We start from the raw sequence: 13,015 nt of genomic DNA, 5'->3' as shown, positions 1-13,015 counted from the left end.
GCCCTTCTCCGGTCGGAGGAGGGCGCCCTTCGCGTGGTCCGGCGGGGGTGTCAGTCGCTCACGCCCCGGCCCAGCTCCCACAGCTGGAGCGACGAGGAGGAGTTGAGCAGGTAGGCGGTGCCGGTGACGTCGTCGCCGGCTGCCACGTACTGCTTGCCCTGCCACAGCGGGATGACCGGGACGTCCTCGGCGGTGATGTCCTGGATCTCGGTGAGGGTGTCCACCGCGGAGAGGCGGTCGGCCTCACGCCGGGACTCGGGGATCAGATCGTTGATGATCTTCGGGTTCAGGTAGGGCGAGTTGAGCGTGTTGTCCTTGTCGAGGAACGGCGCGATGAAGCTGTCCGCGTCCGGGAAGTCGGGGAACCAGCCCATGCCGAAGACGTCGTACTTGAGGTCGCGCTCGGCGGGGCGGAAGACGTCCCAGGGCTTGCCCTCGATGTCGACGTCGAAGAGGCCGCTCTCGTTGAGCTGGCGCTGCAGTTCCTCGAACTCCGGCTTGGTCGCGGCGCCGTAGTGGTCGGTGGTGTAGTGCAGGGTCAGCTTGACGGGCGTGTCGATGCCGGCCGACTTCAGCGCCTGCTTCGCGGCGCCCGGGTCCGGGTCTCCGTACTTGTTGAAGAACGAGTTGGAGTGGCCGGTGATGCTGGCCGGGACCATCGAGTACAGCGGCTCGGCCTGCGAACCGTAGACCTTGGCGACGAGTTCGTCGCGGTTGATGAGCCGGGCCATGGCCTGCCGGATGGCCTTGTCCTTCACGCTGGGCGCGTCGACGTTGAAGCCCAGGTACCGGATCTCGAGGCCGGCGACCTCGATGAGCTTGACGTCGCTGTCGGAGCTGTTGGAGAGCTTGCGGATCTGCTCCGGCGTCATCGCACGCGTCATGACGTCGATGTCGCCCTTCTCCAGGGCGCTTCCCATGGCGTCGGCGTCGTCGAAGGACACCAGCTCCACCTTGTCGTTGTTCACCTTCAGACTCCCCTTGTAGTTGGGGTTCTTGGTGAACACGACCTTGTCGAGGACGCCGTCCTTGGACTCGCCCTTCATCTCGTACGGGCCGGACCCGCTGAGTTCGAAGCCCTCGCGCAGCTTGTCCTTCGGGTAGGACTCCTTGCTCACGATGCCGGCCACGGGCGTCGACAGCTTGTACGGGAAGGTCGCGTCGGCGGAGTTGAGGTGGAAGATGACCTCGCGGTCGCCCTGGGTCTCCACGGTGTCGACGGTCGACAGCAGCGCGGAGACGCCGCTGTCGGCCTTCAGGGACATCGCGCGGTCGATGGAGTACTTGACGTCCTCGGCGGTGATGGCGTCGCCGTTGGAGAACTGCAGGCCGTCGCGGAGGGTGCAGGCGTAGCGCTCGTTGCCGGTGTCGGTGAAGCCGCACTTCTCGGCGGCCTCGGGGACGGGTTCGCCGTCACCGCGCGGCTGGGTCATCAGCGTCTGCGAGGTGTGGCGCATGATGTTCCAGGCTCCGACGTCGTAGGCCCAGGCCGGGTCGAGGGGCGCCGTGACGTCCTTCGTGATGGTGAACCGGTCCGTGGTGCCGACGACTATCGCGTCGCCGCCGCCGCTGCCGCCGTCGGACCCGCCGCAGGCGGCGAGTACCGGCGCGAGCAGGCCGACGACGACCGGCAGCACCAAAGTCTTGCGGTTCATGCTCGAGTTTCTCCAGAGCTGTCGGTCCGTGTATCCGGAATGCAGGGGTGTCGCGGCGGATCACGGGGGTAGTGGCGGACGTTCTCGCGACGAGATTAGTCCGCGCCCGCACGGGGGCTCGCAGCCACCGGAGTTGGGGGCTCATCACGGAGCGAAACCGGGTGTGGACACACCGAAAACCCGACAGTGGAAGGATTAGTGCAGGCTTTCACCAATCAGGACACAAGGACTCCTCGACAACGTTCGCCTGGTCGAAAGCAGCACACCTACGCACGCCTGTCGACCCCTGACAACGTGGGGAACGTCACACTTCGAGGTCGGTGGCCGGTGCTGCAATTCGGCCATCGGGGAGGGTGGGAATATCCCCGGGAACGCCTAGAGCATTACCGCTCATCAGACCGCGCAGAAATGTCAGGTCGACCTCTTCCAGGGAGCCGACCACGGTGCGCCGTGCGCCCGGTGTGATGGGGGCGACCGAGGGCACGGCGACGACCTGGCAGCCGGCGGCCTCGGCGGCGGCGACTCCGGTCGCGGTGTCCTCGACGACGGCGCACCGCGCGGGGTCCACGCCGAGCCCGGCCGCGGCGGCCAGATAGGGGTCGGGGTGGGGCTTGGTGCGCGGCACCTCGTCACCGGCGACGGTGAGGGCGAAGTGCCGCGGGCCGAGCGAGGTCAGCACGCGGTCGATGATGCGCCGGTGCGACGCGGAGACCAGGGCCGTGGGGATCTCGTGCGCGGACAGTTCCGCGAGCAGCCGTGCGGCTCCCGGCATGAGCCGCAGGTCGCTGCCGATGCGCTGCTCGAAGCCGTCGTTGAGCAGGACGCTCAGTTCGGCGAGGGTGATGTCGGCGCCGGTGGCCTCGATCAGGAAGCCGGCGCTGCGGGTCATGGGACCGCCGACGACCACGTGGCGCCAGGAGTCGTCGAGGGTGTGGCCGAGGGAGGCGAAGACCTCGACCTCGACGTCCCACCAGAAGCCCTCGGTGTCCACCAGGGTGCCGTCCATGTCGAGGAGCACGGCCTGCAGGGCTGAGCCTTCGGCCGTACGGGTTCCGAGTGCGGGGACCGTGCTGGTCATCCACGTACCTCCTTGAGGGACGATCAGGCCGGTTCCCACGGGGGAACCGGCCTGCGGTGGACCGACCAGTGTACGTCGTGCGGGACCGGAACGCCTGGTGTGGCCTGTGGAGCGGCTCACACCGGGGTTCAGCGGGCGTTGAAGTACTTCGCCTCGGGATGGTGGATGACGATGGCGTCGGTGGACTGCTCGGGGTGGAGCTGGAACTCCTCCGACAGGTGGACGCCGATGCGCTCCGGCTGGAGCAGGTCGGCGATCTTGGCGCGGTCCTCGAGGTCCGGGCATGCGCCGTAGCCGAGGGAGAAGCGGGCGCCCCGGTACTTCAGGGCGAACATGTCCTCCATCTCGGCGGGGTCCTCCCCGGCGAAGCCCAGCTCGGAGCGCACGCGCGCGTGCCAGTACTCGGCGAGGGCCTCGGCGAGCTGTACGGACAGGCCGTGCAGTTCGAGGTAGTCGCGGTAGGCGTTGGCCTCGAACATGCGGGCCGTCTCCTCGCCGATGCGGGAGCCGACGGTGACGACCTGGAAGCCGACGACGTCGGTTTCGCCGGACTCCTCCGGGCGGAAGAAGTCGGCCAGGCACAGCCGTCGGCCGCGGCGCTGGCGCGGGAAGCTGAACCGGGTGCGCTCGTTGCCGTCGTCGTCGAGGACGATGAGGTCGTCGTCCTTGGAGACGCAGGGGAAGTAGCCGTAGACGACGGCCGCCTCCAGCAGGTTGTCCGTCTGGAGCCGGTCGAGGAGGCCGCGCAGCCGCGGCCGGCCCTCGGTCTCGACCAGTTCGTCGTACGAGGGCCCCTCGCCGGTGCGGGCCTGCTTGAGGCCCCACTGGCCCTTGAACAGGGCGCCCTCGTCGAGCCAGGAGGCGTACTCCTTGAGCTGGATGCCCTTGACGACGCGGGTACCGCGGAACGGCGGCTCGGGCACCGGGTTGTCGACGGCGACGTCGGAGCGGACGTGGCCCTCCTCGGGCCGCTCCTCGACCTGGACGGTGGCTGCCCGCACCCTGCGCTGCTTGAGATCGGGCAGCTTGGCGCCGGGCACTCCCCGCTTGATGCCGATCAGGGCGTCCATGAGGCGCAGGCCCTCGAAGGCGTCGCGGGCGTAGCGGACCTCGCCGTCGTAGATCTCGTGGAGGTCCTGTTCGACGTAGGCGCGGGTGAGGGCGGCGCCGCCCAGGATCACCGGGTAGTCGGCGGCCAGCTTGCGCTGGTTCAGCTCCTCCAGGTTCTCCTTCATGATCACCGTGGACTTCACCAGGAGCCCGGACATGCCGATCACGTCGGCCTTGTGCTCGTCGGCCGCCTCCAGGATCGCGGAGACCGGCTGCTTGATACCGAGGTTGACGACGTTGTAGCCGTTGTTGGACAGGATGATGTCGACGAGGTTCTTGCCGATGTCATGGACGTCACCACGGACCGTGGCCAGCACGATGGTGCCCTTGCCGTCGTCGTCCGTCTTCTCCATGTGCGGTTCCAGATGCGCCACCGCGGTCTTCATCACCTCGGCGGACTGCAGCACGAACGGCAGCTGCATCTGGCCGGAGCCGAACAGCTCACCGACCACCTTCATGCCGTCCAGCAGGGTCTCGTTCACGATCTCCAGCGCGGGACGCTCCTGGAGGGCCTCGTCCAGGTCGGCCTCCAGGCCGTTGCGCTCGCCGTCGATGATGCGCCGCTTGAGCCGCTCGTCAAGCGGCAGCGCCGCCAGCTCCTCGGCCTTGGACGCCTTGAGGGACTTGGCGGTGGCGCCCTCGAACAGCGCCATGAGCTTCTGCAGCGGGTCATAACCCTCACCGCGCCGGTCATAGATCAGGTCCAGCGCGGTGGTGACCTGCTCCTCGTCGAACCGGGCGATCGGCAGGATCTTCGAGGCGTGCACGATCGCCGAGTCCAGGCCCGCCTTGACACACTCGTCCAGGAACACCGAGTTCAGCAGGATGCGGGCGGCCGGGTTGAGACCGAAGGAGATGTTGGACAGGCCGAGCGTGGTCTGCACGTCCGGATGCCGCCGCTTCAGCTCCCGGATGCCCTCGATGGTGGCGATGCCGTCGCCCCGGGACTCCTCCTGGCCGGTGCAGATGGTGAAGGTCAGGCAGTCGACGAGGATGTCCGACTCGTGGATGCCCCAGTTCCCGGTCAGATCACCGATCAGCCGCTCGGCGATCTCGACCTTCTTCCCGGCGGTGCGGGCCTGGCCCTCCTCGTCGATGGTCAGCGCGATCAGCGCGGCGCCGTGCTCCCTCGCCAGCGCCGTGACCCGCGCGAAGCGGGAGTCGGGGCCGTCGCCGTCCTCGTAGTTCACCGAGTTGATCACCGCGCGGCCGCCGAGCTTCTCCAGCCCGGCCTGGACCACCTCGACCTCGGTGGAGTCCAGCACGACCGGCAGGGTCGACGCGGTCGCGAACCGCCCCGCCAGCTCCTCCATGTCGGCCACTCCGTCGCGGCCGACATAGTCCACGCACAGGTCGAGCATGTGCGCGCCCTCGCGGATCTGGTCCCGGGCCATCTCCACGCAGTCGTCCCAGCGGCCCTCCAGCATCGCCTCACGGAACTTCTTCGAGCCGTTGGCGTTGGTCCGCTCGCCGATCGCCAGGTACGAGGTGTCCTGCCGGAAGGGGACCGTCTGGTAGAGGGAGGCGGCACCCGGCTCCGGACGCGGATCGCGGGCGGCCGGCGTGGTGTCGCGGACCCGCTCGACGACCTGGCGCAGATGCTCCGGTGTGGTGCCGCAGCAGCCGCCGATCAGGGACAGGCCGTACTCGCGGACGAACGTCTCCTGCGCGTCCGCCAGCTCCGGCGCCGTCAGCGGGTAGTGCGCCCCGTCCTTGCCCAGGACCGGCAGACCGGCGTTGGGCATGCAGGACAGCGGGATGCGAGAGTGCCGGGCGAGGTAGCGCAGGTGCTCGCTCATCTCCGCCGGGCCGGTGGCACAGTTCAGGCCGATCATGTCGATGCCCAGCGGCTCCAGCGCCGTGAGCGCGGCGCCGATCTCCGAGCCGAGCAGCATGGTGCCGGTCGTCTCCACCGTCACCGACACGATCACCGGCAGGCCGAGGCCGAGGGCGTCCAGCGCGCGCCGGGCACCCAGCACCGACGCCTTGGTCTGCAGCAGGTCCTGCGTGGTCTCCACCAGCAGGGCGTCCGCGCCGCCCGCGACCAGGCCCTCCGCGTTGCGCTGGTAGGCGTCGCGCAGCACCGTGTACGGGGCATGGCCCAGGGTGGGCAGCTTCGTGCCCGGTCCCATCGAGCCCAGCACCCAGCGCTGCCGGCCGTCACGGGCCTGGAACGCGTCGGCCACCTCACGGGCCACCCGCGCCCCGGCCTCCGACAGCTCGTGGACACGCTCGGGGATGTCGTACTCGCCCAGCGCGGAATGGTTCGCGCCGAAGGTGTTCGTCTCCACGCAGTCCACGCCGGCGGCGAAGTACTCCTCGTGCACCGAACGCACGATGTCCGGCCGGGTCAGGTTCAGGACCTCGTTGCACCCCTCCAGCTGCTCGAAGTCGTCCATGGAGGGGTTCTGCGCCTGCAGCATGGTGCCCATCGCGCCGTCGGCCACCACCACACGGGTGGCGAGGGCCTCACGGAGGGCGGACACACGGGTCCGGGTGTCGGCGGGCGGGGTGGATGGCGACGAGGCCATGAAAGGGCTCCCTAGGATGCGACGGCTGTCGGCTTTGCGCTGCCCGGGCGCCGTCCGCTGGGGACGTCCCGGGGAAGGACGCACGACGCCAGGGTAGCCGGGACCCGGAACGGATGGTCGGGGCGCCCACGAGGCGGACGAGTGTGGCGGGGCGAAACGGCCGCCGAAAGGATGACGCGCGGTCCCCGGCGGCCTCCGGGGGACGGCCGTGACCGCGGGGACATGGCCGAAGTGCAACAGTTGCCCGCCGACGGTTAGCGGGAGGTCGGCATCGACCGGTAGTGTTCGGCATTGCCGAACGACGTCAGTGGCGCCGAGGTCGGCACTCGAAGGGGACGGAGGCAGTACGTCGATGGCACGGAACATCCAGTCGCTCGAACGGGCGGCCGCGATGCTGCGCCTGCTCGCGGGCGGTGAGCGGCGGCTCGGCCTGTCGGACATCGCCTCCTCGCTGGGTCTGGCCAAGGGCACCGCACACGGCATCCTGCGCACCCTCCAGCAGGAGGGTTTCGTCGAGCAGGACGACGCCTCCGGGCGCTACCAGCTGGGCGCGGAGCTGCTGCGCCTGGGCACGACGTACCTCGACGTGCACGAGCTGCGGGCCCGCGCCCTGGTGTGGACGGACGACCTGGCCCGCTCCAGCGGGGAGAGCGTCCACTTGGGCGTCCTGCACCAGCAGGGCGTCCTGATCGTGCACCACGTCTTCAGGCCCGACGACAGCCGGCAGGTCCTGGAGATCGGGGCCATGCAGCCGCTGCACTCCACGGCGCTGGGCAAGGTGCTGTCGGCGTACGACCCGGTCGCGCACAGCGAGGCGCTGGAGGCGGACCGCAAGGCGTTCACGGACCGGACGGTCTGCGAGCCGGAGGGGTTCGAGCACATCCTGGACATCACCCGCGCGCGCGGGTACGCGGCCGACGTCGAGGAGACCTGGGAGGGGATCGCCGCCATCGCCGCCCCCATCCACGACCGCAGGCGCATGCCGGTCGGCGCGGTCGGCATCACCGGCGCGGTGGAGCGGCTGCGCCGGGAGGGCGAGCTGCGGCCCGAGCTGGTCGCGGCGGTCCGGGACTGCGCCCGCGCGGTGTCGCGGGACCTGGGCGCCGGGCGCTTCTAGCCGCCGGGAAGGGATGCGAGGGCCGGGCGCCGCGGAGCGTCCCGGCCCTCAGTCATGTCCGCCCGAGGACCGATAGCCCGAGACGATCAATAACGATCGTGCTTTCGATAACAGGGCTCTTGACGCACCCGGGACACCGAGCCAGACTCGCGTCCATCGGTCGGCATTGTCGAACACCTACCGGCAATACGCGTTAGAGTGTGACAACGCCAAGGGCCGCCATCGCTCTCATACCGAGGGCGCCGGAACACCCGGAGGGACCCGGGGTTCGGCTTCCCCTGGACGAAGGACAAAGGAGTCGCGGGTGTCCAGCTCCGACATCTTCATCGGCGAGACCATAGGTACCGCCATACTCATCCTGCTCGGCGGCGGTGTCTGTGCCGCCGTGACGCTCAAGGCCTCCAAGGCGCGCAACGCCGGCTGGGTCGCCATCACCCTCGGGTGGGGTTTCGCCGTCATGACGGGGGCGTACATCTCGACGCCGCTCTCCGGCGCCCACCTCAACCCGGCCGTCACGGTCGGCATCGCGATCAAGGACGGTGACTGGAGCAACGTCCCGACCTACTTCGCGGGCCAGCTGCTCGGCGCCATGATCGGTGCGGTCCTGGTCTGGGTCGCCTACTACGGCCAGTTCCAGGCCCACCTCACCGACCGCGAGATCGTCGGCGGTCCGGGTGCGCAGGACACGACGGCCAAGGCCGTCGAGGCGCAGGAGAAGGGCGCGGGACCCGTCCTGGGCGTCTTCTCCACCGGCCCCGAGATCCGCAACGTGGTCCAGAACCTCGCCACCGAGATCATCGGCACCTTCGTCCTGCTGCTCGCCATCCTCACCCAGGGCCTCAACGGCGAGGGCAACGGCCTCGGCGTCCTGGGCGTCCTGATCACGGCGTTCGTGGTGGTCTCCATCGGCCTGTCGCTCGGCGGTCCGACGGGCTACGCGATCAACCCGGTCCGCGACCTCGGCCCGCGCATCGTGCACGCCCTGCTGCCCCTGCCCAACAAGGGCGGTTCCGACTGGTCCTACGCGTGGATCCCGGTCGTCGGTCCGCTGATCGGCGGCGCCATCGCCGGAGGTGTCTACAACCTCGCGTTCGCCTGAGCGGACCTACGCTCGGCCATCACCGGGCCGCAGCACACCCGCCGCACCGACCGGCCACCCACCACGGAACCAGGAGCACACAGTGACCGACGCCCACACCGCCGGACCCTTCATCGCGGCCATCGACCAGGGCACCACGTCGTCCCGCTGCATCGTCTTCGACCGCGACGGGCGCATCGTCTCCGTCGACCAGAAGGAGCACGAGCAGATCTTCCCGAAGCCGGGCTGGGTCGAGCACAACGCCACCGAGATCTGGACCAACGTCCAGGAGGTCGTCGCCGGCGCCGTCGAGAAGGCCGGCATCACCCGCGACGACATCAAGGCCATCGGCATCACCAACCAGCGCGAGACCACCCTCGTCTGGGACAAGAACACCGGTGAGCCCGTCCACAACGCCATCGTCTGGCAGGACACCCGCACCGACGCCCTGTGCAGGGAACTCGGCCGCAACGTCGGCCAGGACCGCTTCCGCCGCGAGACCGGCCTGCCGCTGGCCTCCTACTTCGCCGGCCCCAAGGCCCGCTGGCTGCTCGACAACGTCGACGGGGTGCGCGAGCGCGCCGAGGCGGGCGACCTGCTCTTCGGCACCATGGACACCTGGGTCATCTGGAACCTGACCGGCGGTGTGAACGGCGGCAAGCACGTCACCGACGTGACCAACGCCTCCCGCACCATGCTGATGAACCTGCACACCATGGCGTGGGACGAGAAGATCGCCGAGTCCATCGGCGTGCCGATGCAGATGCTCCCCGAGATCCGCTCCTCCGCCGAGGTCTACGGCGAGATCACCGGCGGCCGGCTCGGCGACCTGCTGGGCGGCATCCCGGTCGCCTCCGCGCTCGGCGACCAGCAGGCGGCCCTGTTCGGGCAGACCTGTTTCTCCGAGGGCGAGACCAAGTCGACGTACGGCACCGGCACCTTCATGGTGATGAACACCGGTGACAAGCTCATCAACTCCTACTCGGGCCTGCTGACCACCGTCGGCTACAAGATCGGCGAACAGGACACGGTCTACGCCCTGGAGGGCTCGATCGCCGTCACCGGTTCGCTGGTGCAGTGGATGCGCGACCAGATGGGCCTGATCTCCACCGCCGCCGAGATCGAGACCCTCGCCCTGACGGTCGAGGACAACGGCGGCGCCTACTTCGTCCCGGCCTTCTCCGGACTGTTCGCCCCGTACTGGCGTTCCGACGCCCGCGGTGTGATCGCCGGCCTCACCCGGTACGTCACCAAGGCGCACCTCGCGCGCGCCGTCCTGGAGGCCACCGCCTGGCAGACGCGGGAGATCGCGGACGCCATGACGAAGGACTCCGGCGTGGAGCTGACCGCCCTCAAGGTCGACGGCGGCATGACCTCCAACAACCTGCTGATGCAGACCCTCGCCGACTTCGTGGACGCCCCCGTGGTGCGCCCGATGGTCGCCGAGACCACCTGCCTCGGCGCCGCCTACGCCGCCGGCCTGGCCGTCGGCTTCTGGAACAGCACCGACGACCTGCGCGCCAACTGGCGGCGGGCCGCCGAGTGGACCCCCCGCATGGACGCGGAGACCCGCGACCGTGAGTACAAGAGCTGGCTCAAGGCCGTCGAGCGGACCATGGGCTGGATCGACGACGAAAGCTGACGAGGAGTAAGAACCGCAATGACCACTCAGTCCACCCTGCAGTCCGTGCCTGCCCTGGGTACGCACCCGGCATCCGGCTCGAACCCGAGCCGGGCCGAGACCCGGGAGCAGCTCTCCAAGGCGTCGTACGACCTTCTCGTGATCGGCGGCGGCATCCTGGGCATCTCCACCGCCTGGCACGCCGCGCAGTCCGGCCTCAGGGTGGCCGTGGTCGACGCCGGCGACTTCGCCGGCGCCACCTCCTCAGCCTCCTCCAAGCTGCTCCACGGCGGACTGCGCTACCTGCAGACCGGCGCGGTGAAGCTGGTGGCGGAGAACCACTTCGAGCGCCGTGCGGTCTCCCGCCAGGTGGCCCCCCACCTGGCGAACCCGCTCACGTTCTACCTCCCCGTGTACAAGGGCGGGCCGCACGGCGCGGCGAAGCTCGGGGCCGGCGTGTTCGCGTACTCGGCGCTGTCCGCCTTCGGTGACGGCGTCGGCCACCTGCTCTCCCCGGCCAAGGCCGCGCAGGACGTGCCGGAACTGCGCACCGACAATCTCAAGGCCGTGGCCGTGTACGGCGACGACCAGATGAACGACGCCCGCATGGCGCTGATGACCGTCCGCGCGGCGGTCGACTCCGGCGCGGTCGTCCTCAACCACGCCGAGGTCACCGGCCTGCGCTTCACCAGGGGCCGGGTGACCGGCGCGGAGCTGAAGGACCGGCTCACCGGCGACGAGTTCGGGATCGACGCCCGCCTGGTGCTCAACGCCACCGGTCCCTGGGTCGACCACCTGCGCCGCATGGAGGACCCGGCCGCGGCGCCCTCCATCCGCCTGTCCAAGGGCGCGCACCTGGTGCTCAAGCGCACCGCGCCCTGGAAGGCGGCGCTGGCCACCCCGATCGACAAGTACCGGATCACCTTCGCCCTCCCCTGGGAGGACATGCTGCTGCTCGGCACGACCGACGAGCAGTTCGAGGGCGACCCGGCGGACGTCGCGGTCAACGACAAGGACATAGCCCAGATCCTCGACGAGGCCGCGTTCTCCATCCGCGACCAGCAGCTCGACCGGGACCTGATCACGTACTCCTTCGCGGGCCTGCGGGTGCTTCCCGGCGGTCCGGGTGACACCGCCAAGGCCAAGCGCGAGACGGTCGTCACCGAGGGCCGGGGCGGCATGCTGTCCGTGGCCGGCGGCAAGTGGACCACCTTCCGCCACATCGGCCGCACGGTGATGAAGAAGCTGGAGGCGCTGCCGGGCCACCCGCTGGGCGAGGACTTCGAGCCCATCGCGTCGCTGCCGAAGAAGCTGCCGCTGCCCGGTGTCGCCAACCCGCGCGCGGTCGCCCACCGGCTGCTGGTGGACGGCCCGGCGCCCGGCCCGCGCATGGCGGCGGACACCGCGCGGCACCTGGCCACCCACTACGGTTCGCTGGCCTTCGACATCGCCCGGCTCGCGAACGAGAACCCCGAACTGGCCGAGCGGGTCCACCCGGACGCCCCGGAGATCTGGGCGCAGGTCGTGTGGGCCCGGGACAACGAGTGGGCCGAGACGGCGGACGACGTGCTGCGCCGCCGGACCACGCTGACCATCCGCGGCCTGGCCACCGACGACGTCCGCGCGAAGGTCCAGGGCCTGCTCGACGGGAAGTAGGCCGACGCTCTCCGGGCAGGCCAGGAGGGTGTCCGGCCCCCTCTCGCGGGGCAGTGATCCGTTCACTGCCCCGTGCAAGGGGGCTGCGGGCGGCCCCTCGCCACGCCGTAAGGTTGGGGGGTACGCGAGGGCACGTCGGAAGGAGGCGCTGGGTGATCGAGCTCGAGGGGGTTCCCGAGCTGGTCGACCCGGTCATGGTGGCCGCGTTCGAGGGCTGGAACGATGCCGGCGACGCCGCCTCCACCGCGGTCGCGCATCTCGACAGGGAATGGAAGGGCGAGGTCTTCGCGGCGCTGGACGCCGAGGACTACTACGACTTCCAGGTCAACCGTCCCACCGTCTTCATGGAGGACGGCGTCCGCAAGGTCACGTGGCCGACGACCAGGCTCTCGGTGGTGCGGATCGGCGGCGACAAGCCGCGCGACCTCGTCCTCGTCCGGGGCATCGAACCGTCCATGCGCTGGCGCTCGTTCTGCAACGAACTGCTCGGCTTCGCCCACGAGCTGGGCGTCGAGCTGGTGGTCGTCCTGGGCGCACTCCTGGGCGACACGCCGCACACCCGTCCGGTGCCGATCAGCGGGACCACGTCGGACGCCGACCTGGCCCGGCGCATGGACCTGGAGGAGACCAAGTACGAGGGGCCGACCGGCATCGTCGGCATCCTCCAGGAGGCGTGCGCCCACGCGGGCGTACCGGCCGTGTCGCTGTGGGCCGCGGTGCCGCACTACGTGTCGCAGCCGCCCAACCCGAAGGCGACGCTGGCCCTGCTGAACCGGCTGGAGGACCTGATCGGGGTACGCGTCCCGCTGGGCGAGCTGGCCGAGGACGCCCGCGCCTGGCAGACGGGGGTGGACCAGCTGGCCGCCGAGGACAGCGAGGTCGCCGAGTACGTGCAGTCGCTGGAGGAGGCCCGGGACACCGCGGAGCTGCCGGAGGCGTCGGGCGAGGCGATCGCCCGCGAGTTCGAGCGGTACCTGCGGCGCCGGGACGGCTCGGGGACGGGCGGTCCGGGCGGACACGCCACGGCGGACGGCGGCGACGGTCCGTCCGGCACGCCGTTTCTGCGGGACAACCCCAGCGGCCGGACCCGCCCGCCGCGGCCGCCCAAGGCGACCGGGGACGACGAGGAGTCGTCGGAGGACTGAGCGGTCGCCGGAGGGCCGGGCCGG

The 13,015-nt window shown here is 70.1% G+C and carries 7 protein-coding genes and 1 pseudogene; 5 read left to right on the top strand and 3 right to left on the bottom strand.

Annotated elements, in window-relative coordinates; translation table 11 throughout:
* Nucleotides 1-50: 50 nt before the first annotated feature.
* The 3 genes and pseudogenes from ACFW01_RS21510 to metH all read right to left on the bottom strand — a co-directional run bounded on the left by ACFW01_RS21510 (nt 51) and on the right by metH (nt 6,374).
* The gene (locus tag ACFW01_RS21510) at nt 51-1,655 is read right to left on the bottom strand and encodes an ABC transporter substrate-binding protein (RefSeq protein ID WP_234958398.1); all 1,605 of its coding nucleotides are present in this window, start codon (nt 1,653-1,655) and stop codon (nt 51-53) included.
* A gap of 388 nt (nt 1,656-2,043) precedes the next feature.
* Nucleotides 2,044-2,733, bottom strand: a pseudogene (locus ACFW01_RS21505) (HAD family hydrolase); the annotation flags it as partial.
* A gap of 128 nt (nt 2,734-2,861) precedes the next feature.
* Entirely contained in the window at nt 2,862-6,374 is a 3,513-nt protein-coding gene (gene metH / locus ACFW01_RS21500) for a methionine synthase (RefSeq protein ID WP_384505619.1), read from the bottom strand.
* 352 nt (nt 6,375-6,726) lie between these two features.
* Between metH and ACFW01_RS21495 the strand changes: the two genes are divergently transcribed.
* The 5 genes from ACFW01_RS21495 (at nt 6,727) to parJ (ending at nt 12,991) form a co-directional block, all read left to right on the top strand.
* Complete coding sequence (locus ACFW01_RS21495) at nt 6,727-7,491, top strand: IclR family transcriptional regulator (protein WP_234960845.1); 765 nt, start codon at nt 6,727-6,729, stop codon at nt 7,489-7,491.
* 304 nt (nt 7,492-7,795) lie between these two features.
* Complete coding sequence (locus ACFW01_RS21490; protein WP_234960844.1) at nt 7,796-8,590, top strand: MIP/aquaporin family protein; 795 nt, start codon at nt 7,796-7,798, stop codon at nt 8,588-8,590.
* Between the two features lie 82 nt (nt 8,591-8,672).
* The gene (gene glpK, locus ACFW01_RS21485) at nt 8,673-10,211 is read left to right on the top strand and encodes a glycerol kinase GlpK (protein ID WP_234960843.1); all 1,539 of its coding nucleotides are present in this window, start codon (nt 8,673-8,675) and stop codon (nt 10,209-10,211) included.
* Nucleotides 10,212-10,229: 18 nt separating this feature from the next.
* Nucleotides 10,230-11,846, top strand: a complete 1,617-nt coding sequence (locus ACFW01_RS21480; RefSeq protein WP_234960842.1) for a glycerol-3-phosphate dehydrogenase/oxidase — start codon at nt 10,230-10,232, stop codon at nt 11,844-11,846.
* Between the two features lie 152 nt (nt 11,847-11,998).
* Nucleotides 11,999-12,991 carry a filament polymerization regulator ParJ gene (gene parJ / locus ACFW01_RS21475; protein ID WP_234960841.1) on the top strand — a complete coding sequence of 331 codons (993 nt, stop codon included), beginning with the start codon at nt 11,999-12,001 and terminating at the stop codon, nt 12,989-12,991.
* Nucleotides 12,992-13,015 lie beyond the last annotated feature (24 nt).

This window comes from Streptomyces sp. NPDC058985, from assembly GCF_042740985.1.
Classification (GTDB): domain Bacteria; phylum Actinomycetota; class Actinomycetes; order Streptomycetales; family Streptomycetaceae; genus Streptomyces.
Note: the sequence above shows the minus strand (reverse complement) of the source record. Positions and strands in the feature narration are given on the sequence as shown.

What these genes read in the sequence shown, in the direction of transcription:
- ACFW01_RS21510 (WP_234958398.1), bottom strand. Translation starts at nt 1,655, where the DNA reads ATGAACCGCAAGACTTTGGTGCTGCCGGTCGTCGTCGGCCTGCTCGCG.
- metH (WP_384505619.1), bottom strand. Translation starts at nt 6,374, where the DNA reads ATGGCCTCGTCGCCATCCACCCCGCCCGCCGACACCCGGACCCGTGTG.
- ACFW01_RS21495 (WP_234960845.1), top strand. Translation starts at nt 6,727, where the DNA reads ATGGCACGGAACATCCAGTCGCTCGAACGGGCGGCCGCGATGCTGCGC.
- ACFW01_RS21480 (WP_234960842.1), top strand. Translation starts at nt 10,230, where the DNA reads ATGACCACTCAGTCCACCCTGCAGTCCGTGCCTGCCCTGGGTACGCAC.